Here is a 25,197-nt window from a genome sequence, read left to right as displayed (position 1 = left end):
TACTTAGATGAACGAAAGATTGACGAGAAAGAGAGCTGCAGCAGGCAGGACTCTTCTTTTTCAGGTCATGAAGGAGCTAGACATATAATGACAATCGAAGATGATCAAATAAATGATTATATTGAAGATTTAATTGAGCCGAGTCCTGATGCCATCGCTCAATTAGAGGAGTATGCCAAAGAGCATCATGTGCCAATCATGGAAAAGGTGAGCATTGAACTGTTATTGCAGCTGCTTTCTTTGAAAAAACCGAAGAAGATTCTTGAGGTTGGGACAGCGATTGGCTATTCAGCGATTCGAATGGCAGAAGCTCTGCCAGATGCTGAAATCTATACGATTGAGCGAAATGCGAAACGTTATGAGGAAGCGACACGAAATATTGAAGAATTACATTTCAAAGATAGAATTCACGTGTTTTTTGGCGATGCGATCGAATCAGCTAAAACGGTTCAGACGATGGCGCCCTATGATGTGATCTTCATTGATGCGGCAAAAGGTCAGTATCAACGCTTTTTTGAGCTGTTTGAACCGATGCTGTCCGATGACGGAATGATTATTACAGACAACGTATTATTTAAAGGCTTAGTTGCGACAAATTATGAAGAAGAAATTGAAGATAAACGAAAAAAACAATTAATAGGCAAAATTGATCGATACAATCAATGGCTGATGTCAAATCCTGACTACCAAACGTGTATCATTCCGGTTGGAGATGGGATCGCTATTAGTACAAAAAGAGGTGACCAATCATGAAAAAACCAGAATTGCTTGTGACGCCAAGCAAGGTGTCGGATGTACTGCCGCTCATTGAAGCGGGTGCTGACGCATTTTTAATAGGTGAACAAACATATGGAATCCGTCTTGCAGGTGAGTTTTCAAGAGAAGATGTGAAACAAACGGTTCAACTCGCACATGCACATCACAAAAAAGTATATGTCGCCATGAATGCGATTTTTCATAATGACCGTGTGGCACTGCTTGGAGATTATTTAACCTTTCTCGATGGGTTAAACGTGGATGGTGTCGTTTTTGGAGATCCGGCCGTGATCATGGCCGCAAAAGAAACAGGTGTCAACTTGAATCTGCACTGGAGTACAGAAACAACTGGGACAAACTATTACACTTGTAACTACTGGGGCAGAAAAGGCGCAACACGTGCTGTTCTTGCCAAAGAACTCAATATGGATAGCGTGATTGATATCAAAGAAAACGCCGAAGTGGAGATTGAAATTCAAGTCCACGGCATGACCTGTATGTTCCAATCCAAACGGACACTTGTTGGCAACTATTTTGAATATCAAGGCAAACAAATGGACGTGGAAGGCAGAAATATGGAAGAAGGTCTATTCCTTCACGACCAGGAGCGTCAAAACAAATATCCTATTTTTGAGGATGAAAATGGTACACACATTATGAGTCCAAATGATGTATGTATGATTGATGAATTAGAAGAATTTGTCGACGCAGGCATTGACTCATTTAAAATTGACGGAATTTTAAAGTCACTTTCTTATATGACAGAGGTGACATCCCTCTATCGAAAAGCCATTGATTTACTAGTGACTGATAAGGAAGCCTATGAAGATCAGAAAGATGAATGGGTGGAGCGTATTGAAGAGATCCAGCCTGTCAACCGCTCAATCGATACAGGGTTCTTCTTTAAAGAAACGGTTTATTAAGATAAAAGGAGGCAGAGGAAATGGCACTTTTAAAAGATGGAATTTCTGAAGTGATCGATGGAAAACGTGTCATTACAAAAAAACCAGAACTGCTAGCGCCAGCAGGAAACTTAGAAAAACTAAAAATTGCTGTGCATTATGGAGCAGACGCTGTTTTTATTGGCGGGAAAGAATTTGGACTTCGTTCAAATGCAGATAACTTTTCAATCGAAGAAATGGCAGAAGGGGTCGCATTTGCGAACAAATACGGTGCTCGTATTTATGTGACAACGAATATTTTCGCCCACAACGAAAACATGGACGGGCTGGAAGAATATCTTCAAGGGATTGAAGGAGCGGGTGTAGCGGGAATTATTGTCGCTGATCCACTCATCATCGAAACATGCAAACGAGTAGCTCCAAAACTTGAAGTTCACTTAAGCACACAGCAATCTCTTTCAAATTGGAAAGCTGTGCAGTTTTGGAAGGAAGAAGGGCTTGAGCGTGTGGTCCTTGCACGTGAAACAAGCGCTCTAGAGATTAAAGAAATGAAAGAAAAAGTGGATATTGAAATCGAAACGTTCATTCACGGGGCGATGTGTATTGCTTATTCTGGCCGCTGCGTGCTCAGTAACCATATGACAGCGAGAGATTCAAACCGCGGGGGCTGCTGCCAATCTTGTCGCTGGGATTATGACCTTTATAAACTAGAAGGCTCTGAGGAAGCGCCTTTATTCGGTGAAGAAGATGCACCATTTGCGATGAGTCCAAAAGATTTAAAACTCATCGAATCCATACCGCAAATGATCGAAATGGGAATTGACAGCTTAAAGATCGAAGGACGAATGAAGTCCATTCATTATGTAGCAACAGTTGTCAGTGTCTATCGTAAAGTCATTGATGCTTACTGTGCGGATCCAGACAATTTCGTCATTCAACAAGAATGGCTCGATGAATTAGACAAATGTGCCAACCGTGACACGGCTCCTGCCTTTTTTGAAGGTGTACCAGGAACGGATGAACAAATGTTTGGCATTCATGGAAAGAAAACGACCTTTGATTTCGTCGGTCTTGTACTTCATTATGATGAACAAGAACAAATTGTCACATTACAGCAGCGTAATTTCTTTAAAGCTGGCGACGCAGTTGAATTTTTCGGTCCAGAAATCGAAAATTTCACATGTAAGATTGAGACGATTTGGGACGAAAAAGGGAACGAAATCGATGCCGCTCGTCATCCACTGCAAATTGTGAAATTTAAGCTTGATCAAAAAGTATACCCTAGCAACATGATGAGAAAGGGGAAATAACCGGCACATGGGGAAAAAACCAGTGGTGATTGGAATCGCTGGCGGCTCGGGTTCAGGTAAAACGAGCGTCACCAATTCCATTTACGAAAAATTTAAAGGACATTCAATCCTCATGCTTCAGCAAGATTTATATTATAAAAATCAAAGTCATATGCCATTTGAAGAGCGCCTGCTGACCAATTATGATCATCCGCTTGCATTTGACAATGACCTGATGATTGAGCATGTAGAAGCGCTGCTAAAGTACGAGTCCATTGAAAAACCGATTTATGATTTTAAACTAAACACACGTTCAGAAGAGACGGTACATGTTGAACCCAAAGATGTCATCATCGTTGAAGGAATCTTTGCTCTTGAAAACGAACGTCTAAGAAACTTAATGGATATTAAACTGTATGTGGATACTGATGCAGATCTTCGGATCATTCGCCGTATTTTACGTGATACGAAAGAAAGAGGCAGATCGATTGATTCCGTGATTGAACAATATGTATCTGTCGTCAGACCGATGCACAATCAATTCATTGAACCGTCAAAACGATACGCGGATATCATCATCCCAGAAGGCGGTCAAAATCATGTGGCCATTGATCTCATGGTGACAAAAATTCAAACGATTCTTCAAAACCGCGGAGAGTAAATGGTGGAGAAGAACAAAGACCTTTACGACGTAAAGGTCTTTTCAACATCATGCTCTTGTAGTCAATACTTTAGTAATGGCTAGTCCGAAATCATCGGTGAGCATTGTAAGAAACAGCCCTCTGAATAAAAGATTTGATATGATAGGAAAACAATGCTGCGAAATGAAGACAGGAAAATCACGATGGGATGCTGAAAGTTTCAGTTATTCCTGCTTTGTAAAAGTATATTAAAAAAACGACAAACAAATCATCACAAATTTTCAAACAATTCTTGATCAAAATGCAATTTTGTAATAATATAGCATAGACATATCGTACACTGACCATATTATGTATTGGAAGATGGAGAATGGATAAGCTATTCTTCTACATATGATCGAAATGGCCGAACGAGGTACAGGAGCTTCCTGTGCCTTTCCACAGTTTGTGCGATGAAGATAATACATCATCATGAGACCGCTGCTGTTCCTGCCTAATAAAAAGGCATAATAGTTGCATCTAAAAGGGACGCCATGTAAGATGGACTTTTACGAATATGGGACAGAAGGAATGAGGGCCGGAATATGTCCTCATTCTTGTATATTTCAGTCGTCACTCACATGCAGAAAGCTTGTATGATGAGGATTAATAGAAGGAGTGAATGATTCATGGCACAAGAGAAAGTATTTCCAATGACAGAAGAAGGAAAGCGCAAATTAGAAGAAGAGCTTGAATATTTGAAAACGGTTAAACGTAAAGAGGTTGTAGAGCGTATTAAAATCGCTAGAAGTTTTGGAGACCTCTCTGAAAACTCGGAATATGATTCTGCTAAAGAAGAGCAAGCGTTTGTAGAAGGTCGTATTACAACGCTTGATAATATGATTCGTAATGCCAAAATTATTGAAGATGAAGGTAACTCAAATATTGTTTCACTCGGTAAAACGGTGACATTCGTTGAATTACCAGACGGTGAAGAAGAGTCTTATACGATTGTAGGAAGTGCAGAAGCTGATCCGTTTGAAGGCAAAATTTCAAACGATTCACCAATTGCAAAAAGCCTTTTAGGCAAACAAGTAGACGACAAAGTCACGGTTCAAACACCTGGCGGAGAAATGTTCGTCCAAATTGTAAAAATTTCATAATTACGTTTATACGATAAACACCTCGTCCACAATAGGGACGAGGTGTTTTTATGCTGAAAACAAGAAGAATCCAATGGACAGGTGTCATTATTTTTATCTTATTGCTCGGTCTCCTATTTAGACTAGCGGAAATTCAGTTGTTTTTCACGGAATCTTTTTCAAAGCTTGATATTAATTTGATCCAAGAAAGTGTCAGGCAGCGGACAGAAGAAGTAGTCATTTCAGACGGACGCGGCGAATTTTTAGATCGGAACGGCGAGGCACTTCTCACAAAAGAAGAGCCTGCAGTCATCATATTTCCTTTCCTGCAATATGACCTGCCTCACTTAAAACAAACCGCTTCTATACTTGAGATGGAAGAAGATGAATTGAAGAGCCAGCTGACAGAAACGAAGAAACCACTCATTTTAAAAGATGATGTCACGAAAAAAAAGCTGAAAGACATCAATGATATGAAATATTCAGGTGTTTACGGCGTATATATGAAAGAGAAGGACAAAAAAAGACTTGCCCTCCACACATTAGGTTTCACAAGCGAGAATCCAGAACTCTTGAGAAAACGTTATCCGGACAAAAAAGAGCTTTCGATTCGCACTGAGATCGGTACATTCGGTTTGGAAAGTACATTTGACGAATTTCTATTACCAGAGCAAGACACAAAATTGTTATATCATGTGGACGGAAGGGGAAACCCTTTGTTTGGGATGGACGTCAAATATACAGCAGAAGCTCATTCGTTTTATCTGCTGCAAGTGCAGACAACTATGGACGAAGACATGCAGAGGAAAATGGAGAATGTTCTCAAAGCGCAAGGTGTTGAAAAAGGCGGAGCGGTTCTGCTCGACATTCAAAATAGCAGTGTGCTGGCGATGGCGAGTGTTCCAAATGTGACCAGCAAAAACCGGCATGAGGCAAGAAATTACATGCTGACCGCAATGGCTCCCGGTTCTGTATTTAAAACGGTCGTACTTGCCGCAGCGATTGAAAAAAACTTGAACCAGCCACAAACGATGTATGATTGTCGAAAGAATTTATATGGAGAGCCAGAAGGAAAGCAGGAAGTACTGAATTTGTCTGAAAGCTTTGCGCAAAGCTGTAATTATACATTTGCGACACTCGCTGAGCAGCTCATCCAAACAGATGATCAAATCATTGAAAAGACAGCTTCAAAGCTTGGGCTTGTGGATCGAGCCGGTTGGGAAGGGGATGTATACCATAAGCAACAATTCAAACAGTTTGATCGTGAAGAAACAGGCAGTGTGTGGGGAGATAAAAGAGACAAGCATGTCAAAAAAGCCATTGCGCAAACGGCGATTGGTCAAAAAAATGTCAAAACAACCCCCTTACAAATTGCCAATATGATGGCAACGATTGCAAGGGGCGGAGAACGAAAAGAAGTGAGGATTGCAGATAAAGTGATGTATCAAAACGGAACAACGATGCTATCCTTTCAAAACAAACGACCTGATGGTGACAGTATTGACCGCTATACAGCTCAAACCTTGCAAAAGTACTTAAGGCAGGTGGTGACCTCTGACAAAGGAACAGGAAGAAGATTTCAAGACCTGCCGTTCCATATAGCAGGGAAATCAGGCACTGCCCAAACCGGCAGCAAAGATAAACAGGGGAATCCACTTTATCACAAGTGGTTTGCCGGATACTTTCCGGCAGAAAAACCAAAATACGCTCTGGTTGTTGTTCACCTTGATGAGGAAAGTGGCCGGGCTAAGACAAATGAAGCGTTTTATGATATTGTAAAAAAGGTCAATGAAATTGAAAAGAAACAGACATAGAACATCCCTTCATGTCATGTTAGAATAGTAACGACTTAGGGAACAGAGGCAAAGGAGTGCAGAGATTTTGAGTAGAAATTCTCGATTTGAACATCGTGATAAGCGCAGAAAGGCGAATATGGTGCTTAACATATTAATTGGTATCGTTGTGGTGCTTATTTTGGTTGTCGCATCGAGTTTGTTAATTTTTAATAGACCACCGAAAGATGTAGCCAACGAACCATCAAAAACAGCACCTGCATCGAGTGAAAATAAACAAAACTCAGAAGAAGATGTGAAAGATCAAAAGAAAGACACATCCGATGATGCGGATGCAAAAAAAGACGATTCATCTGACAAAAAAGACGATACAAAGAAAACAGATGAAGAAGAAGAGCCAAACAAAGATGCGTTAAAAGACGCCACAGAAACAGATGGCGGTAAAACAAGTGACGTAGATAAAACATATGAAAACGATAACTGGGAGCCTGTAGGAACAGAGCAATCGGGATCACATACAGCAACCTATGATGCTAACTCAAAAGACTGGAAAGAAATGATCAAAGCCATGTCCTATGCGACAGGAATCTCAGAAGACCAAATGACTGTTATTTGGTTAGGAAATAACGGAGGACCTCAAGATGCAAAAGGAACCATCCGTGATAAATCAACAGGTGAACGCTACCGTGTAGAAATTACGTGGGTGGATGAAAAAGGCTGGAAACCTGTGAAGGTTGAAAAATTAAAATAAAATAAAAAAGATGTATGCAAAAAGGCTAAAATGAACTTCATTTTAGCCTTTTTCTTCTTTTCAGCGTGATAGAAAACCTTTGCAGTCTAGAAAGGACTAGCACCGGCGCATAGACCTGACTGCCTACACGCTGATCTTTTTTTATGAGATATTCGCTTTAAAATGAACAACTGCTGTATACAAAATCTTATCATCAATGACAGTTGTTTGATGACTTACAGAATGAACAGTCAGCAAGATCGCCTGATTATGTTCAATTTGTTTTTGGATCTTTTGTTCAAGTTCTTTTAAAGACGTTGCTTCAAAAAATTCAATTTTGTCCTTTAAAAAATCCAGTTGAAAATCCATTTCATTCATCCCTCCATGCTCTAGATTCATCATAATCTCTCCCATTCAAAAGGGCAAATATTTTTCTACCCCGCCCAGTATTTTTTAGTAGGAAAGAATCAGAAGATGTGGTAGGATAGGAACTGTTCGACGGAATAAAACATACTATACGGATAGGAATAAATAGATAAAGTGGAGGGAAAGAAAAATGGGACGTGAGTTTCTTTCTTTATTTGATCATTGGGCTGAATCTTATGATGACACGGTAAGTGGTCATGACGAGCAGTATAAAGAAGTGTTTCGCCGGTATCCGGCCATTCTAAAAGAGATTACTCGCCGTGCAGGTCAACATGTCATTGAGTTTGGAAGCGGCACAGGAAACCTAACGGCGGCACTGCTTCAAGCAGATAAGAAAGTGTTTGGCATTGAACCTTCAGAGGCCATGAAGAAAGCGGCTCTTCAAAAAGGAATACCAGATGTATTTCATGACGGGGATTTTTTATCGTTTCCATCTCCACCTTTTGAGCCAGATACGATCGTCAGTTCATATGCTTTCCATCATTTAACGGACGACGAAAAAAAACAAGCCATCCACACCTATGGCAACATCCTTCCCTCAGGTGGTAAAATAGTCTTTGCTGATACAATGTTTCAAAATCAAGCAGCACATCAAGCTGAAACGAACAAAGCGAAAGCCGCTGGATTCGATCAGCTTGCAGAGGATTTAGAAACGGAATATTATCCATCCATAGGTGTGTTAAAGCAAATCTTTGAAGAAGAAGGTTTTAGCACATCTTTTCATCAAATGAATGATTTTGTGTGGATCGTAGAAGCGAAGAAAAGGGAATGAAAGGATGTTTTTGATTTGAAAATCGCAGTGATAGGTGCAATGGAAGAAGAAGTGACGATTTTAAGAGACCAACTAAAGAATGCCACACAAGAAAACATCGCTGGGTGTGAATTTACAACAGGTGTTTATGAAGATAAAGAAGTGATTTTATTAAAATCAGGGATTGGAAAAGTAAATGCAGCGGTCAGCACAACACTTCTGCTTGACCGCTTTCAGCCAGATTATGTGATCAATACAGGATCAGCTGGCGGTTTCCATCACTCATTAAATGTAGGTGATATTGTCATCTCTACAGATGTTAGACATCATGATGTGGACGTGACGATCTTTGATTACGAATATGGACAAGTGCCAGGATTACCAGCTGCTTTCATCGCAGATGATCAGCTTGTGAAGCTGGCAGAGGAATCTGCTTCAGAAATCGATCATATTCAAGTGGCAAAAGGAACGATTGCAACAGGAGATTCATTTATGGATGATCCTAGTCGTGTCGCGTTTGTGAGAGAGAAATTTCCAGAGCTGTATGCAGTGGAAATGGAGGCAGCAGCAGTTGCGCAAGTTTGTCATCTATTTGAAACGCCATTTGTGGTCGTTCGAGCGTTGTCAGATATTGCTGGGAAAGAATCCAATATCTCTTTTGATCAATTTCTAGAGCAAGCAGCGATTCACTCAACAGACCTTGTCCTGCGTATGATAAAGCAAACACAATAAAAGAAGGGGTTTCCCCTTCTTTTCCATACAAAGGAAGGGATTTATATGGCTGTCATACATGATATTACGGAATTAATTGGCCACACACCGCTTTTAAAACTGTCAGGGATGGGTGTGCCGGCAGGTGTTGATGTTTATGCAAAACTTGAAATGATGAACCCAGGCGGAAGTATTAAGGATCGCTTAGGTGATATGCTGATTAAAGAAGCGCTGGCATCGGGCAAACTGCGCCCAGGCGGAACCATTATTGAAGCAACTGCAGGAAACACAGGCATCGGGCTTGCGCTAAGTGCAAGAAAACATCAATTGCATCCGATCTTCTGTGTACCAGAACATTTTAGTCAAGAGAAACAACAGCTCATGAAGGCGCTTGGTGCAGAGATTATTCATACACCAAGAAAAGATGGGATGAAGGGTGCGATTGATCGAGCCCTTGAACTAGAGGCAAGCCTTGACAATGCTTATTGTGTCTTACAATTTAAAAACCAAGTAAATCCATTGACTTACTATAAAACGCTCGGGCCAGAAATATGGTCTGACCTCCAGGGAAACATAGACGTGTTTGTAGCAGGAGCGGGCTCTGGCGGAACGTTTCAAGGCTGTGCTGCCTATTTAAAAGAGCAGAAAGAAGCGCTAAAAACAGTGATCGTGGAACCAGAAGGATCTATTTTAAATGGCGGAAAGCCGGGACCGCATAGAACGGAAGGAATTGGCCTTGAATTTATTCCAGATTATATGGAATCGACTTTATTTGACGAGATTTATACCGTCAGTGACGATGATGCTTTCCGAATGGTGAAAGAAGCAGCTGAAAAGGAAGGTGTTCTGCTCGGAAGCTCGTCTGGAGCCGCTCTATTTGCCGCTTTAGAGGAAGCGAAAAAGGCATCACCTGGGACGGTGATCGTGACTATTTTTCCTGATAGCAGTGAGCGTTATCTAAGTAAAGGTATTTATGAGGGAGGAAAATAAAATGAAGCCAAAAACAATGATGATTCATAGTGGAATCACTGGTGATGAAAAAACAGGAGCCGTGTCTGTTCCCATTTATCAAGTCAGCACCTATAAGCAGCCTAAAGCAGGCGAGCACACAGGATATGAATATTCCAGAACTGCGAATCCAACAAGAACAGCACTGGAAACAGTCATTCGTGATCTTGAAGGCGGGGCAAACGGCTATGCATTCGGTTCAGGGATGGCTGCAATTACAGCTGTGATGATGCTGTTTAACAGCGGAGATCATATCGTACTGACTGACGACGTGTACGGCGGAACCTATCGTGTGATGACAAAGGTGCTCAACCGGATTGGCATTAAAGCCACATTTGTAGACACAAGTGATCCTGAAGCGGTGAAAAAAGCAATTTTACCAGAAACAAAAGCCGTCTATATTGAATCACCAACCAATCCATTGCTGAAAATGACCGATCTACAAGCCATAAGCCGGATCACAAAAGAAGCTGGCATCTTGATGATTGTCGATAATACGTTTTTTACCCCATATTTTCAAAAGCCGATTTCATATGGGGCTGACATTGTCTTGCACAGTGCCACAAAATATTTAGGCGGCCATAGTGATGTGGTGGGCGGACTTGTCGTGACAGCTACTGAAGAGCTTGGTGAAGAACTGCACTTTGTTCAAAACTCTACAGGCGGTATTCTTGGACCGCAAGATGCGTGGCTTCTAATGCGAGGGATGAAAACGCTCGGACTAAGAATGGAAGCACATCAACAAAACGCGCAGAAAATCGCTGAGTTTTTAGAACAGCATCCTGCGATTACACGTGTCTATTACCCAGGTTTAAGCGCTCACCCAGGTCATGAGCTTGCAAAAACTCAAGCAACAGGCTTTGGCGGTATGATTTCTTTTGATATTGGAAAAGAAGAAAATGTCGACGTGTTTTTAAGCCAATTGAAATTGTTTACAATCGCAGAAAGCCTAGGGGCGGTTGAAAGTTTAATCTCTGTTCCTGCTCGCATGACCCATGCATCCATTCCAAAAGAGCGCAGAGAAGAGCTTGGTATCACAGATGGTTTAATCCGTATTTCTGTCGGTATTGAGGATATTGATGACTTATTACATGATATTGAACAAGGGCTCGACGCAGTAACGAATGGATAGATTTACATGCCCCTCGCTTTCTCTCACTATGGTAAGCTATCAATAGACATTGATAACGGGAAGGTGAAACAAGTGAAGAAAAAGTGGGATGGTTTAGTGACAGATTACAAGCAATACGCTTTTATTTTGCTTGCTGTTAGCACCTTTTTATATATTGGTACGATTTTACCGAATCAGCACCTAGAAGCATCACCAAAAATGCTGATGCTGGCAGTTGATTGTGTTTTCCTATTGGCTGCTTTTCTTTGCGTGAAACGTGCGATCTTTTTTCAAAAAAAGCTACAAGAACTAGATGAAGATTAAGCAAAAAGTCTCCTCATATGATGAGGAGACTTTCAGCGTGTAGACAAACCCTCGCATTCTTTGTCAGTCCTGTGTGCCGGTGCTCACGAATGTCAAATTCGCTCCGCGCCGGTACTCGTCCTTCCTAGAATTCAAAGGTTTTCTATCACGCTGAAAAGAAGACAAAGGGCTAAAATCAAGTTCATTTTAGCCCTTTGTCAACATTCTGAAGTTTCCTCATGTGGTGAGGAAACTTTTTTTAATTACACTGGATAATCGGACAAGAATCACTGTAGAAATTTAGTCAAACACACAAAAATCATCTAATTTACTAAAAACAGGTTTACAAAATGGTGCTTGCTGGATATACTTACAAAGTAATTAAAAACGTAAAGGAGGCTGAAGAATATGTTATTCGTATCTACTTGTGATCAATTCAACAACCAATTTCATCATGTCATCAGCCTGTGGAAGAGCTCGTGTCCTTCCTTTACCTTTTACGGTTCACGCTACAAAACTGTTTAAGTAAACGAGGATTTCACGTATCATCCATCGCAGGTTAGAAGACACTGTCTTTTGATCTGCATTTTTGTGTGCCCGCAGGTCAACTGATAAAGAAGATCTGCGGGCTATTTCGCGTGCTGCGAACTGAAGGGAGGTGAGCGTATATGACAATCCATTTATTTTTTATCACATTGACGATCCAACGTAAATACAAGGACATTGAAACCGTTCTTTATGAACAACAAGTCGAAACATTTTATGAAGAAATGAAGCAGAAACAACTAAAGTACATGAACTAAAAAGGACAATAAAAACATGAAAAGGAGGAGATTGACATGTTTATGATGCTTGCAATGCTTGATTGTTATACAAGGGAGAAGGACCAGGTTTAGACACGCTCCACATTGATCACCTGCACATATGATAACCGTAAAAGGAGATTGTGAGGTGATCAATGAATGTCGATGTCACCATATATGAGGTTTCCGTCAGTGGGGCACGGGTATGCGTCTATTCCGCATTCTTTAAAGCACGGGTACGGCAATCCATACAGAATGCAAAGAGAGCAAGAAGAAATGCTCAGACGCTATATGTACAATTATCCAACCTATTGGTATTAAAGAAAAGGAGCAGGAAACGTCATCGTTTCCTGCTCCTTTTACATTAGCAAATCCAGCTTGCACCGATGATGATTAACAAAATGAACAGTACAACAAGCAATGCGAATCCGCCTGCAAAACCGCCACCGTAGCCACCGCAGTAGCCTCCAGAATAACCGCCAAAGCCCATAATCTAGCACCACCTTTATCTAATCAAGATACATTCATAAAATATGCAGCTCATGCAGAAAACGAAATCAATCTGAGCACAATTAATGAAAATGCCTATTTGTTTAAATATTTTTCATTACGTGCGAAACATTTTCAGAAAAGGTGCCGTCTAATAAAAGACAAAGAAATTAGGACTAGGTCTTAACTTTTGTTAGGCGAGAGCCGATATGAAAAGTAAGAAAATTCGTAAATAGTTTTATTTACTGGTGCAAAGCAGGTGTTGACATTGATTCAAAGCTGGATTGGAAAACAAATGAGGGAACCAAAGGGCTTGTTATCAAAATGGGTTGCCCGCTATATGGAAAAAAATCATCATAATATCAATCAATGGACGATTCAACTCTTAAATATACAAGAAAACGACCGGATTTTAGAAATTGGTACTGGAAGAGGTATGACATTATCTAAAGTAGCGGAAAAACTTGACCGAGGAAAAGTATATGGAATCGATGCTTCGCGTCATATGGTAAAATACGCGAAAAGAAAACATAAGAGACTTGTCGAGCAGGAAAAAGCCGTTATCACACTTGGAAAAGCTGAGCAATTACCTTTTGAAGACAGATCATTCAATAAATTGTTCACAGTGCAGACCATCTATTACTTGCCAGATATCGAACAAGTCATGAAAGAGGTATATCGTGTTCTTCAAGTGGATGGAGAAGTATTCTTATCTTTTCAAAAGCAGGAACTAATGAAGGAACAAAAACGCTCACAGTCTCTTTCAACGTACAGTGAAGAAGACATCAGCTGTCTTTTTTCAGCGTATCACTTTAGAGACGTCTCTGTTTACCATTATGATACATACATCTGTATCAAAGCCTTAAAATGATGAAAATATTTCCCAGGTAATGAACAAGCACTCAAAAAAAGGCTCTTCGCCAGAAGGGCCTTTTTTGCATGTAGGAATTGATCATTCATCAATAAAAAAGACTCTTCACAAGAAGAGTCTTTTGCATTCATTTCATATGTAGGGGCCAGCCAGGTGTGTAAGGAATGATAGTATATATAAGGAATTTGTTTGTCGATTAAGGATACCTGTCTGGCTTATTCCTTATATCGACAATGTTCTGCAAATGTTTAGCTTTTTTTTCAATATTTTCTTTTTTATTTGACTGGAAAATACATTTTTCTCTCCTAGATAGACATTTGTCACTTATTTTTTGAGTCAATGTGCGGTTAAAAGAAGGAAAAAGCCCGAGAAAGAGAGAATTTTGGAGAGACTTCATTTTTAAACAAAAAGGGAGGAATGAAAACATGTCGGGAAACAAAGGTGTCGTTTACAAAGGAGCAGGAAATGTAGCAGTTGAGGATATTGGATACCCTGATTTGGTTTTAAGGGATGGCCCTGGTGTACCTAAAGCCAATGTTGGACGTAAGTGTGAGCATGGCGTCATTTTAAAAGTAGTGACAACAAACATTTGCGGGAGCGACCAGCATATGGTAAGAGGGCGCACAACTGCGCCTGAAGGACTTGTCCTTGGTCATGAAATTACTGGTGAAGTCGTTGAAGTTGGACGAGATGTAGAGTTTATCCAAAAGGGTGATCTCGTATCAGTTCCGTTTAATATTGCCTGTGGCCGTTGCGTCATGTGTAAGGAACAAAAAACCCATGTGTGTTTAAATGTGAACCCCGATCGACCTGGCTCAGCTTATGGTTATGTAGATATGGGCGGATGGGTTGGCGGCCAATCAGAGTACGTCATGGTGCCATATGCTGATTTCCAGCTGCTTAAATTTCCGGACAAAGATCAGGCGATGGAGAAAATACTTGATTTGACAATGCTTTCCGATATTTTCCCGACAGGTTTTCATGGTGCGTATTCGGCTGGCGTAAAACCAGGCTCTACTGTCTATATTGCTGGTGCAGGGCCAGTAGGTCTTGCAGCAGCGCATTCCGCTCAGCTCCTTGGCGCTTCTGCTGTCATCGTCGGCGATCTCAATGAACAAAGGCTCGAGCAGGCGAGAAGCTTTGGCTGCGAAACGATTAATTTACGAAAACATGATCGAATCGGTGAACAAATGACAAACATCCTTGGAGAGCCAGAAGTCGACTGTGCGGTCGATTGTGTCGGCTTTGAAGCTTCAGGTCATGGAGATCAAGGAGAAGCACCAGCCACCGTTTTAAATACAATTATGGATATTACCAAAGTTGGCGGTAAGCTTGGAATTCCAGGACTTTACGTCACAGAAGATCCAGGTGCTGTGGATGAAGATGCAAAAGTTGGATCTCTGAAAGTGCGAATTGGACTTGGCTGGGCCAAAGCCCATACCTTTGTGACAGGCCAAACCCCTGTCATGCAATATCACCGCAGCTTGATGAAATCTATTTTAAGCGGAAGAGCACAAATCGCCAAAGCCGTTAATGCAACCGTCATTTCCCTTGATCAAGCCCCTAAAGGATATAGCGATTTTGATTCGGGTGTGGCGAAGAAATTTGTGATTGACCCGCATGGCATGATTTCTAAATAATGATCCATCGAAAAAAACTTACAGGATTTTTCCTGTAAGTTTTTTTGTTTATAAATATAAAAAGACCTATACTGTTCTTCTATATTTCATAACGTGGTAAAATGAGTAAATTGGAAAAAATGATCTTTAGTTGAAAGACATACCATAAAACAGTTGGCAATGATTGGACAGGATTTTGATAGATAGGAAGAATAGAGGAGAGATTGCGATTGCTAAAAGTACAAAACATCATCAAAAATTATGAAGGTAAACAAGTATTAAAAGGGGTTAGCTTCCACTTAAAACAAGGTGAATCATTTGGACTGTTGGGCCCTAATGGTGCAGGGAAATCAACCTTAATCGGTATCATGACAGGACTTATACATGCAACGAGCGGGACTATTACGATTGGAGGCATTGATCTACATAAAGAAACAAAGCATGCACAGCAATTGATTGGCATTGTTCCGCAAGAGATCGCTTTATATTTAGATATGTCAGCAAAAGAAAATTTAACGTTTTGGGGGAAAATGTATGGACTTAAAGGAGAAGAATTAAAAAGCAGAGTACAAGAAATCCTTGAATTAATTGGTCTGGGCAATAGAGCGAATGATAAGGTGAAAGTATTCTCAGGAGGGATGAAAAGAAGAGTGAATATCGGATGTGCGATTTTGCATCGGCCAAAACTATTAATAATGGATGAGCCTACAGTGGGTATAGACCCGCAATCCAGAAATCATATATTAGAAACAGTTAAAACGTTAAATAGTGAAGGAATGACGATTATTTATACGAGTCATTACATGGAGGAAGTCGAATATCTATGTGAAAAAATAGCTATTATGGATCAAGGTTCTTTCATTAAGGTAGGTGATTTAAGTGAATTGGCTGAGCTTGTTGGAGAAAAGAGAGAAATCATTTTTACGATTAAATGTGAACAAGGACAAAAGGATATGGAGCGAGTGTGCCAATATATAAATGAATACCACCCATTGAATGACTTTACGGTGCAGGAAAATCAAATCAAATTATTTGATGACAATCCTCAGCATTTACTAAGTCAACTTATTCAAGGTGTAACCGCATTACATGTTCAATTAATTTCAGCAGAAGTTGTAGAACCAAATTTAGAAAATGTATTCTTGTATTTAACAGGTAAGAAATTACGAGACTAGACCGAATAGAGGTAAGTATATGAGTATTTGGGTTGTACTGAAAGATCTATTATTGTTTTTTAGGGATAAGAAAAGCTTTTTTACACTTTTTTTTATGCCTATCATATTAATTGCTATTTTAGGTGCAGCATTTGGAGATAACATGAAGAAAGATAGCGAAATTAGGATCAATTCATTTCGAGTAGGAATAACAGATCAAGATAAGTCCGCTAGAAGTAAAATGTTTCTTTCAACATTGTCTAAGAGTGAACTCAGTGACATATTTGAAGTGAAGGTCACCTCGAAAAATCAGCTAGAGAAAGATTTAAATAGTAGAGACATTACAATGGGTATAATCATCAAGCCGAATTTTGAAAAAAGCCTATTAAATCATGATCATGTGCAATTGAATATTTTGAAAGGACCTAATTCAAGCTTACAGGAAATGGTCCTAGAAAATGTGGTTTTGCAATTCTTTCAAAATTATCATATGAATCGTATTCTGGTGCCGTTGAATCAAGGTAAAGAAGTGGAGGTCGTGTCTGATCAACTGAAAAAAGAACTAGTGAACGAAAGGAATATTCATATCAACAGCCAGCCGATTACATCCTTCCAATACTACGCAGGCGGGATGGGTGTGCTTTTTTTATTAATGACTGTTGTTTTCTTGGTTGGCAGTATGATAGAGGAAAAAGAAGAAGAAGTTTATAAAAGACTACTAGTATCAAAATTAAACAATACTAGTTATATCATTGGAAAGTTATTGGGCATTATTTTAATGAGTATGATTCAACTTGCGGTCATTATTTTATTTACTAGCTTTGTCTTTAAGGTGAACTGGGGAGAGCCTTTTACTGTTGTTATGATCGGATGTAGTTTTATATTAAATGCTGCGGGTTTCGGGGTGCTGATTGGTTCTTTTATCAAAAGAGAAAAAACGTTTAATAGTGTGGGGATTTTAGGCACTCAAGTGTTAGCTGCTTTAGGCGGGAGTATGGTGCCCTTATACTTATTCCCACAATGGGTGATTGATACCAGCTATTTTTTACCTAATTCTCTTGCACTTCAAATGTTTTTGAAAAGTATGGCAGGTGCTGATTTTAGTGAAATACAAAACGGATTATTACTTAGCTGTGGGATGGGAATGGCTTTCTTCATCATTGCTTTATTAAGAATGTCTTTTGAAAGGAAGCATCGTTATGCATAAAATATTAGCCATTATCACGTTAAAGTTAAAAGAAACATTAAAGTCCCCATTGACCCTCATTTTTTTATTTGTGATGCCAATTGTTTTTAGTTTTATCTTTGGTAGTACCGCATCTGATACAAAGAAACCGACAGTTGCTTTTATTCTAGAGCCCAGTCAAGGTAAACTAGATCAAGAAATTTTTCAAATTCTCGAAAAAAACACCAAATTTCTCTGGGTAAAGGCAACTGAAAGCGACGCAAAAGATTTAGTATCTGAAGAAAAGGTAGTTGCGTCTGTGAAAGTCGTAAACCAATTAAAGTCCCATCTAAAAGAAAATAAAGAGATTTTTGATGTGACAGTTTATAAAAAAACTGAAGAATATGCAGTCTTATCTCCCTATTTAAAAGAGACAGCTGCCATCATTTATCAAATCAATCAGGGTGTGAAAGAGCAGAAAAGTGTTTCTCTCACCAATGCATTGAACAAGTTAAATGAATCTGGTACGATTTCATTGGCCGAAAAAAATCAAAATGGTCAAGCAAGCCAACAACCAAATTTGATACCGCTTGGCTTTACCATTATGTTTATGATGTTTGCGATTTCAAGCTCTTTGTCATCTATACATTCGGAGTATAAAAATTATACATGGCAAAGATTGCTTTCGAGTCCAATCCATAAAATATATGTACTTCTGGGCTATTTAATGGCATATTTCCTTCTTGGATGGATACAATTGGGTGTTCTTTTGACCATCTTATCTATTTTCTTTAATGTCTACTTAGGCAACCTGTTTCTTATCTTATTGTTCGGATCATTTGTTATAGGCCTTGTCGTAAGTTTAGGATTTATGATAGCTACTTTATCTCAAACAAAAAAACAAGCTGAAATCTTTAGTGCAATTGTCATTGTAGGATCGTGCATGCTGGGTGGTATTTATTGGCCTTTAGATATCGTTCCAGACATTATGAAGAAGATTTCTTTGACTATACCGCAAACATGGATGATGTCTGGTTTTGGTGAGATCATGAGCGGCAATGTTAATCTTTCTATCTTATTATTAGATGCGACGGTTTTAATTGCTTTTACGGTGGTCTTTATGATCATTGGTTTGAAGAGTATCAGATCCTATTAATCCTTTGTATTTACATTGTATCTTCTAAAAAGCCCTCTATAGCTATGTAGAGGGCTTTTTGTATACATGTGATTTACTTAAAATGATTGGATAACTCGTTAATATTTTCTGAGGTACAATGGTGAAAGAAATTGAAGGCTGCCCAAATAAATATTTCACATTACCCATTGAGAAGGATATATTCCTCTGTTAAATCAACAAACGCCTTCAAAGCAGGAGACATCCATTTATTTTTATGCCAGAATAGTTGGATTTTCGTTGTGAGACAGGGTCCCATCCAATTGATTTTAATCATATGGCCTTCTGTTATTTCTCTTTTTATAGAAATTTCGGGAAGTACAGCAATTCCTAAACCAGCCATTACACATTTTTTTATGGCTTCTACATCTGCTAGTTCTAGTTTACTTCTCGGTTTTGCTCCTGCCTGTGTCAAAGAGTGTTCGAAGGCATAACGATAATCGCAGTCTTCGGTTAACAACAATCTTTGCTCGTCTAAATCGATAGGATATACTTTTTGTTTTTTGCTCAATGGATTTGTTGGACAGCATACAATCGCCATCGGTTCATCTTTTAATTCTTTTACAATTAAATGTGAGGATACGACAGGATTCATCGATAATAGGGCGACATCAATTTGTCCTTCCAGTAATAGATTTAAAACATCCTTTTCAGCTATTCCGGGACGAAAAATCAGTTCTACTTTAGGATACGTTGTTTGAAAGTCCGTTAAAATATGAGGAAGTCGATAGGTACATTGTGTTTCAGATGCACATATTCTCAAAATGCCGCTTGGCTCACTCATCCCACCAACAGCCTCTAATGCTTCTCCTGTTAAACCTAAAATCTTATCCGTATAATCTTGAAACTTCATGCCAGCTTCAGTTAAAATGACCCTTTTTCCAAGCCTTTCAAATAGAGGGGTTCCTAGCTCTTCTTCTAATGCAGCGATATTCGCCGTGATACTAGATTGAGCATAGCCAAGTATTTGTGCTGTTTTTGTAAAGTTTAATACTTTTGATGCTGTTTGGAACATCATCAGTTGCTTTATTTCCAACGTCAATCCCTCCTAAATCGGATGAGCCGATTGATGCAATCAGAAAACTTCTATAGATAGATCATAACATTTTTACTATGATAAAAGTAGGCGCTTTCATTATTTAGAATGTTCAGATTTTATAGGGGGGATGGCTTTGTTTGAAACGATTGTCAATTCAATAAATGACTTTTTATGGACATATATTTTAGTCGTTATGTTAATAGGGATTGGAATCTACTTTACGGTGAGAATGAAGTTTATGCAAATTGTCTTACTAAAAGAGATCTTCCGTTCTATTTTTGAAAAAGCCCCAAAAATAAAAGGGAGTCAAGACATTTCTTCAATGCAAGCTTTCTTTATCGGAGCAGCGACGAGGATTGGAACTGGAAATATGGCAGGTGTTGCTATTGCCATCACAGTTGGTGGTCCTGGAGCTATTTTCTGGATGTGGTTTGCAGCAGTTTTAGGGGGAGCTTCTGCATTTGTCGAAAGCACACTCGCTCAAATATATAAAGTGAGAACAAGTGATGGTTTTAAAGGGGGGCCAGGCTATTATATACAAAAGCAATTTGGACTGAAATGGCCAAGTAGGATCTTTGCCTTTTCTGTTATTCTTAGTTTTGGCTTGATTTTTAATGCAGTACAAACGAACACCATCACAAATGCCTTTCGATATTCATTTGGTATCAATCCAATTGGTATGGGGGTATTCGTAACCATTCTTACGGCTCTCATCATTTTTGGTGGTGTAAAGAGAATTGCCCGCTTTACCCAAATCATTGTGCCAATCATGTCCTCGTTTTATATTATCTTAGCACTTTATGTGATTGTGACAAATATCGCTGATGTACCCGCAGCATTAGCAAGTATTATGAAAAGCGCGTTTGGATTAGAGCAAATGGTTGGAGGCGGAATCGGCGCTGCAATAATGAACGGTGTCAAACGCGGTTTATTTTCCAATGAAGCAGGAATGGGAAGTGCGCCAAATGCAGCAGCAGCTGCCCATGTTTCGCACCCAGTAAAACAAGGGTTTGTTCAATTATTAGGTGTATTTTTTGATACATTAGTTGTTTGTAGTTGTACAGCATTTATTATTATGCTATCAACAGTAGAAACAGCAGGTGATTTGTCAGGTATTGAAATTACTCAAGCTGCAATGGCGCAGCATTTCGGTTCTTGGGCTAGTATTTTCTTAGCATTTGCGATCTTTACTTTTGCATTTAGCTCCATTGTAGGTGGCTACTATTACGGTGAAGCCAATATCGGTTTTATTCATAACAGTGCATCCGCGCTATTCGTGTATCGAATCACTGTTTTAATGATGATCATGTTTGGTGCTCTCGCCAACTTACAAATCGTTTGGACGTTAGCGGACTTGTCGATGGCGATTATGGCTATTGTTAACTTGGTTGCCATTGCGATTTTAGGCAAATTTGCTTTTGCGGCTCTAAATGATTACATGGGACAAAGAAAGGTAGGAAAGAACCCTGTTTTTTACGCTTCTACCATTCCAGGTTTAAAAGGAATAGAATGGTGGGGAGCAGAAAAACAAGCGATTAAATCAACAAATGAAGGGGTAGAAAATCAATGATAAATTTTGAATATGATTGTCATACGAAAATGATCATGGGGACTGGAAAATCTAAAGATATTGCCTCTATTGTAGAGGACATTGTATTGCCTAGTGCTACAATTATGATTGTGACTGACCCTGGTGTAAAAAGCGCAGGATTGGTGACGCCTATTGAAGCGTATTTGCAAGAAGCTGGTTATTCCGTTGTCGTCTTTGATCAAGTATCACCAAACCCTAGAGATCATGAATGTCTAACGGGTGCAGAGCTCTTTAGAAAAGTACAAGCATCAGCGGTTATTGCGATTGGTGGAGGAAGCCCAATGGATACGGCAAAAGCCATTGCTTTATTAGGTCCAAATGGCGGTAATCCTGAAGAGTATATTGCAGGGAAGAAGGCGTATACAAATGTATCACCCTTAATTTGTATTCCAACCACTGCTGGAACTGGCTCTGAGGTGACCCGTTCATCTGTGATTACGTTAGCTACTTCACATAAAAAAATCACCTTAAAACATGCCTTGCTTCGGCCAACTATTGCGATTTTGGATCCTGCTCTTACTTCTACGGTGCCAAAAAGTATAACAGCGGCAACAGGTGTTGATGCACTGGTCCATGCGATTGAAGGCTATACATGTAAAGAAACAAACCCTATTTCTAAGGCGATGGGGGCAAGCGCAATGAAAACCATTGTGACCTATTTACCGAAGGCGTATGAAGACGGTTCTGATTTAGAAGCAAGATACAAAATGCAGGAAGGCAGTTTACTCGCTGGCTTATGCTTCGGTTCCGCTGATGTAGCAGCCGTACATTGTTTAGCCGAAGCGCTCGGCAGTCTTTATGATACGCCTCATGGTATCGCAAATGCTGTGTTTTTACCTTATGTCATACAATTTAATGCAGCTGAAAACAAATCATTGCACATAGAGCTTGCAAACATTATGGGCTTTGCAGATAAAACGGATGCAGATGATGTGGCGATTCAAAAATTAATGGATGGTATGTATACATTCACAAAGAATTTAGGTATTCCATCACTAAAAGAATTATCTTATATAAAAGTAGAAGATTTTGAAAAAATGGCTGAACTAGCAGAACAAAACAACTCTACAAAAAGCAATGTTCGTGCCGTTACGAAAGCGGACTACTTAGATATACTAAAGGCTGCTTTTTCATATAGTCATACAGAAAAAGAGCCGAATAGAATGACTGAATGATAAACACAAACTTTCCTAAACTTTACACAAGAAGCAAACGACTATGTCGTCAATATGGAGAATTACAAATATACCACCCTCCTAATGTATGATTTAGGTGGTGGTTTTTCTATGTCCCATTGGACTAGGTATCGTGTATATATGAGTGGTATGATAGACGACAACATCTCATGAGAGAAAGGATAGGATAAACGATGAATTTTCACAATAAAACAGTCGTTATCACTGGCGCAGCCAATGGAATTGGTGAATCGATCGCGTATGGCTATGCGAAAGAAGGGGCGCGTGTCGTGCTTGCGGATATTGACGAAGAGAAGGGTAAACGCTTGGAAGATCAGCTGAAAAAGGAGTCCTTTGAGGCTTTTTTTAAAAAAACGGATGTGAAACAAGAGAAGGATATTCAAGACATCATGTCGGCTGCTGTGGCTCGTTATCAAACGATCGATATTCTCATCAATAATGCAGGGGTTATGTGTACAAAATCGCCCTATGAGCTAACGGTTGATGAGTTTGATCATGTGCTGCATACAAACCTACGAGGTGCTTTTTTATGTGCAAGGGAAGCGGCACGTTATATCAAAGAGAATCCAAACGGCGGTTCCATTGTGAATATTTCATCTACCCGTGCGACCATGTCAGAGCCTCATACAGAAGCGTATGCTGCATCAAAAGGCGGGATATCAGCACTTACTCATGCGCTGGCTGCTTCTTTTAGTCAGGATCATATAACAGTAAACAGCATTTCCCCTGGGTGGATTGAAACGAAGGATGAGAAAAATTTGCGAGAAATTGACCATCAGCAGCACCTTTCCAATCGAGTAGGAACGCCAAAGGATATTGTCAAAGCTTGTTTTTATTTAACAGATGAAGACAATCAATTTGTGACAGGAACAGATTTGGTTGTTGATGGCGGTATGACGAGAAAAATGATTTATGCGGATTAACATGAAAAACATTGACGTCTTGACGGAGGCGCAGTACAATATAGAACAATTCAGCTGAAGATCGTGATGAAAAAAAAGATAAAGCGCAAATAGAGAAGAGTATGTAATGGCTGCCTCACACAGAGAACTCCGTGAAGCTGAGAAGGAGCTGGGAAGCGTTACAGAACCAAGCCTCTTAGCTCTGCACCGGATTCATTGTGATGGTGGTGCAGCGGCATTCTCCCGTTATAGAGAAGGGTTAGCGATAACCTGCTAAGGTTCATCTGGTAACAGGTGAATGAACTGAGGTGGCAACGCGGAGTCAATCCCGTCCTCAAGACAGAAATGTCTTGGGGGCGGGATTTTTTTATGACAAAAAGGAGGGCACCACGATGAAAAAACATTGGCGGGATATGAGCATGTTACTTGGAGCGATTGGTATTGCGAACATAGGAGAATGGATTTATATGATTGCTCTCCACCTGCTGATTTTTCAGGAAACGGGCTCCGTTCTTGCTGTAACAGCCGTCTATATGTTAAGACCTGTCTCGGCTCTTTTAACAAATAGCTGGTCTGGTAGTTTAATAGATAGATTGAATCAGCGGAATGTCATGATCAGTCTAGATCTATGCCGGGCCGTTCTGATTGCTTGTTTACCCTTTGCCTTATTTTCAGGCCACTTATTGATCGTATATGTGATGCTATTTCTCATTCATATGGCACAAGCCATGTTTCATCCAGCTTCGATGGTGTATATGACAGCACTAATCCCGGCGGATAAACGAAAACGGTTTAATGCCATTCGATCCTTGCTGCAGTCTGGTGGATTTTTACTCGGACCCGCCGTAGCAGGGCTGCTTTTTCTCATTGGTACACCAGTCCTTTCAATTTATGTAAATGCAATCTGCCTTTTGATATCTGCTGTTTTGACGATGTGTTTACCGATTTTGTCAAAAGCAGACGGGGCACAAAAGGGCTTTTCTCTCTCGGTATTAAAGGAAGATGCAAAACTTGTCTTTCGTTTCAGTCTCACATCCAGGCAAGTGATGGCCGTGTATTTATTATTTAGTGCCGCCATCACGGTGCTGCCGACTGCGATTGACTCACTTGAAGCAGCTTTTGCAAAGGAAGTGCTGATGTTGACCAATACCGAATATGGGTTTCTTGTCAGTGTAGCTGGAGCAGGGATTATCGCAGGGGCATGTCTCAATACGGTCATTGTCGAAAGGCTGCCTGTTTCAGTGATGCTTGGTGCGGGGAGTTTGCTTGTGGCTTTTGGATACTTGATCTATGCTTTTTCGAACACATTGACTGTCGCAGCAGCTGGCTTTTTTGTTCTCGCTTTCTTTTTAGCATTTGCAAACACCGGTTTTATGACTTTTTATCAAACGAATATCCCGGTAGAGGTTATGGGGAGAGTGGCAAGTTTTTATGCGTTATGTGAAGCTGTTCTGACGATGATGATGACAGGAATATGCGGCGCATTGGCGCATGTGTTATCGATACGTACTTCTGTCATAATCGGCTGCCTATGTATGCTTCTTATTTGTCTGTTGCTATGTTTTGTCATTTTTCGTCCATTGACTGTCAAAAAAATAGTGCATCTTACTTAGAAAATTAAAAAAATTATGTTATCATTATTTAAGTAAGTT

The 25,197-nt window shown here is 39.8% G+C and carries 26 protein-coding genes; 23 read left to right on the top strand and 3 right to left on the bottom strand.

The window, feature by feature from the left end; translation table 11 throughout:
* Nucleotides 1-87 precede the first annotated feature (87 nt).
* The 7 genes from ACTJJD_RS02890 (at nt 88) to ACTJJD_RS02860 (ending at nt 7,253) form a co-directional block, all read left to right on the top strand.
* Nucleotides 88-753 (top strand): O-methyltransferase, encoded by a 666-nt coding sequence (locus ACTJJD_RS02890; protein ID WP_008342672.1) that lies wholly within the window; start codon nt 88-90, stop codon nt 751-753.
* Nucleotides 750-1,679, top strand: a complete 930-nt coding sequence (locus ACTJJD_RS02885) for a peptidase U32 family protein (protein WP_008342670.1) — start codon at nt 750-752, stop codon at nt 1,677-1,679. The genes ACTJJD_RS02890 and ACTJJD_RS02885 overlap by 4 nt, the downstream gene beginning before the upstream one ends.
* A 20-nt stretch (nt 1,680-1,699) precedes the next feature.
* A complete protein-coding gene (locus tag ACTJJD_RS02880) occupies nt 1,700-2,968 on the top strand; it encodes a peptidase U32 family protein (protein ID WP_025207695.1) in 1,269 nt (422 codons plus the stop codon).
* A gap of 7 nt (nt 2,969-2,975) precedes the next feature.
* Nucleotides 2,976-3,608, top strand: a complete 633-nt coding sequence (udk, locus tag ACTJJD_RS02875; protein ID WP_007501435.1) for a uridine kinase — start codon at nt 2,976-2,978, stop codon at nt 3,606-3,608.
* Between the two features lie 648 nt (nt 3,609-4,256).
* Nucleotides 4,257-4,730, top strand: a complete 474-nt coding sequence (gene greA, locus ACTJJD_RS02870) for a transcription elongation factor GreA (protein WP_007501433.1) — start codon at nt 4,257-4,259, stop codon at nt 4,728-4,730.
* A gap of 50 nt (nt 4,731-4,780) precedes the next feature.
* Entirely contained in the window at nt 4,781-6,523 is a 1,743-nt protein-coding gene (locus ACTJJD_RS02865) for a peptidoglycan D,D-transpeptidase FtsI family protein (protein ID WP_440608086.1), read from the top strand.
* A gap of 67 nt (nt 6,524-6,590) precedes the next feature.
* Entirely contained in the window at nt 6,591-7,253 is a 663-nt protein-coding gene (locus ACTJJD_RS02860) for a YrrS family protein (protein ID WP_113747145.1), read from the top strand.
* Nucleotides 7,254-7,394: 141 nt separating this feature from the next.
* Here ACTJJD_RS02860 and ACTJJD_RS02855 read toward each other — a convergent pair whose 3' ends face one another.
* Nucleotides 7,395-7,601 (bottom strand): YrzA family protein, encoded by a 207-nt coding sequence (locus tag ACTJJD_RS02855; RefSeq protein ID WP_026050117.1) that lies wholly within the window; start codon nt 7,599-7,601, stop codon nt 7,395-7,397.
* Between the two features lie 187 nt (nt 7,602-7,788).
* Between ACTJJD_RS02855 and ACTJJD_RS02850 the strand changes: the two genes are divergently transcribed.
* The 7 genes from ACTJJD_RS02850 to ACTJJD_RS02820 all read left to right on the top strand — a co-directional run bounded on the left by ACTJJD_RS02850 (nt 7,789) and on the right by ACTJJD_RS02820 (nt 12,666).
* Nucleotides 7,789-8,430 carry a class I SAM-dependent DNA methyltransferase gene (locus ACTJJD_RS02850; protein ID WP_242730742.1) on the top strand — a complete coding sequence of 214 codons (642 nt, stop codon included), beginning with the start codon at nt 7,789-7,791 and terminating at the stop codon, nt 8,428-8,430.
* Between the two features lie 15 nt (nt 8,431-8,445).
* On the top strand, nt 8,446-9,141 hold the full coding sequence (mtnN, locus tag ACTJJD_RS02845; RefSeq protein WP_144679901.1) for a 5'-methylthioadenosine/S-adenosylhomocysteine nucleosidase: 696 nt from the start codon (nt 8,446-8,448) through the stop codon (nt 9,139-9,141).
* Between the two features lie 45 nt (nt 9,142-9,186).
* Nucleotides 9,187-10,110, top strand: a complete 924-nt coding sequence (locus ACTJJD_RS02840; RefSeq protein WP_024718360.1) for a PLP-dependent cysteine synthase family protein — start codon at nt 9,187-9,189, stop codon at nt 10,108-10,110.
* A gap of 1 nt (nt 10,111) precedes the next feature.
* Entirely contained in the window at nt 10,112-11,260 is a 1,149-nt protein-coding gene (locus tag ACTJJD_RS02835) for a bifunctional cystathionine gamma-lyase/homocysteine desulfhydrase (RefSeq protein WP_008342652.1), read from the top strand.
* Between the two features lie 72 nt (nt 11,261-11,332).
* Nucleotides 11,333-11,563, top strand: coding sequence for a YrhC family protein (locus ACTJJD_RS02830; RefSeq protein WP_148943687.1), 231 nt, complete (start codon nt 11,333-11,335; stop codon nt 11,561-11,563).
* A 647-nt stretch (nt 11,564-12,210) separates the two neighbouring features.
* On the top strand, nt 12,211-12,345 hold the full coding sequence (locus ACTJJD_RS02825; protein ID WP_008342648.1) for a YrzI family small protein: 135 nt from the start codon (nt 12,211-12,213) through the stop codon (nt 12,343-12,345).
* A gap of 159 nt (nt 12,346-12,504) precedes the next feature.
* Nucleotides 12,505-12,666: a hypothetical protein gene (locus ACTJJD_RS02820; protein WP_154666048.1), complete on the top strand. Its 162-nt coding sequence runs from the start codon at nt 12,505-12,507 to the stop codon at nt 12,664-12,666.
* Nucleotides 12,667-12,709: 43 nt separating this feature from the next.
* Here the strand turns inward: ACTJJD_RS02820 and ACTJJD_RS02815 are convergent, their stop codons facing one another.
* Nucleotides 12,710-12,835 carry a YjcZ family sporulation protein gene (locus ACTJJD_RS02815; RefSeq protein WP_008342643.1) on the bottom strand — a complete coding sequence of 42 codons (126 nt, stop codon included), beginning with the start codon at nt 12,833-12,835 and terminating at the stop codon, nt 12,710-12,712.
* Between the two features lie 267 nt (nt 12,836-13,102).
* Between ACTJJD_RS02815 and ACTJJD_RS02810 the strand changes: the two genes are divergently transcribed.
* The 5 genes from ACTJJD_RS02810 (at nt 13,103) to ACTJJD_RS02790 (ending at nt 18,799) form a co-directional block, all read left to right on the top strand.
* Complete coding sequence (locus ACTJJD_RS02810) at nt 13,103-13,705, top strand: class I SAM-dependent methyltransferase (protein WP_366963676.1); 603 nt, start codon at nt 13,103-13,105, stop codon at nt 13,703-13,705.
* Nucleotides 13,706-14,130: 425 nt separating this feature from the next.
* Complete coding sequence (fdhA, locus tag ACTJJD_RS02805; RefSeq protein WP_017367682.1) at nt 14,131-15,345, top strand: formaldehyde dehydrogenase, glutathione-independent; 1,215 nt, start codon at nt 14,131-14,133, stop codon at nt 15,343-15,345.
* Nucleotides 15,346-15,554: 209 nt separating this feature from the next.
* Nucleotides 15,555-16,499, top strand: coding sequence for an ABC transporter ATP-binding protein (locus tag ACTJJD_RS02800; protein WP_440608085.1), 945 nt, complete (start codon nt 15,555-15,557; stop codon nt 16,497-16,499).
* A gap of 19 nt (nt 16,500-16,518) precedes the next feature.
* Nucleotides 16,519-17,685: an ABC transporter permease gene (locus tag ACTJJD_RS02795; protein ID WP_440608084.1), complete on the top strand. Its 1,167-nt coding sequence runs from the start codon at nt 16,519-16,521 to the stop codon at nt 17,683-17,685.
* Nucleotides 17,678-18,799, top strand: coding sequence for an ABC transporter permease (locus tag ACTJJD_RS02790; RefSeq protein ID WP_046344081.1), 1,122 nt, complete (start codon nt 17,678-17,680; stop codon nt 18,797-18,799). The genes ACTJJD_RS02795 and ACTJJD_RS02790 overlap by 8 nt, the downstream gene beginning before the upstream one ends.
* Before the next feature lie 160 nt (nt 18,800-18,959).
* Here the strand turns inward: ACTJJD_RS02790 and ACTJJD_RS02785 are convergent, their stop codons facing one another.
* Entirely contained in the window at nt 18,960-19,853 is an 894-nt protein-coding gene (locus ACTJJD_RS02785; protein ID WP_008342630.1) for a LysR family transcriptional regulator, read from the bottom strand.
* 130 nt (nt 19,854-19,983) lie between these two features.
* Here ACTJJD_RS02785 and ACTJJD_RS02780 point away from each other — a divergent pair, with 130 nt between their 5' ends.
* The 4 genes from ACTJJD_RS02780 to ACTJJD_RS02765 all read left to right on the top strand — a co-directional run bounded on the left by ACTJJD_RS02780 (nt 19,984) and on the right by ACTJJD_RS02765 (nt 25,158).
* A complete protein-coding gene (locus ACTJJD_RS02780; RefSeq protein WP_440608083.1) occupies nt 19,984-21,426 on the top strand; it encodes an alanine/glycine:cation symporter family protein in 1,443 nt (480 codons plus the stop codon).
* Entirely contained in the window at nt 21,423-22,622 is a 1,200-nt protein-coding gene (locus ACTJJD_RS02775) for an iron-containing alcohol dehydrogenase (RefSeq protein ID WP_058214191.1), read from the top strand. Before ACTJJD_RS02780 ends, ACTJJD_RS02775 begins: the two co-directional genes overlap by 4 nt.
* Before the next feature lie 194 nt (nt 22,623-22,816).
* A complete protein-coding gene (locus tag ACTJJD_RS02770) occupies nt 22,817-23,566 on the top strand; it encodes a glucose 1-dehydrogenase (RefSeq protein ID WP_007501410.1) in 750 nt (249 codons plus the stop codon).
* 371 nt (nt 23,567-23,937) lie between these two features.
* Complete coding sequence (locus ACTJJD_RS02765; protein ID WP_440608082.1) at nt 23,938-25,158, top strand: MFS transporter; 1,221 nt, start codon at nt 23,938-23,940, stop codon at nt 25,156-25,158.
* Nucleotides 25,159-25,197 lie beyond the last annotated feature (39 nt).

It is taken from the genome of Bacillus sp. 22446, assembly GCF_052044955.1.
GTDB classification, from domain to species: domain Bacteria; phylum Bacillota; class Bacilli; order Bacillales; family Bacillaceae; genus Bacillus; species Bacillus altitudinis.
The sequence above is the reverse complement of the archived record's forward strand: the minus strand, read 5'-3'. Positions and strand labels throughout refer to the sequence as shown.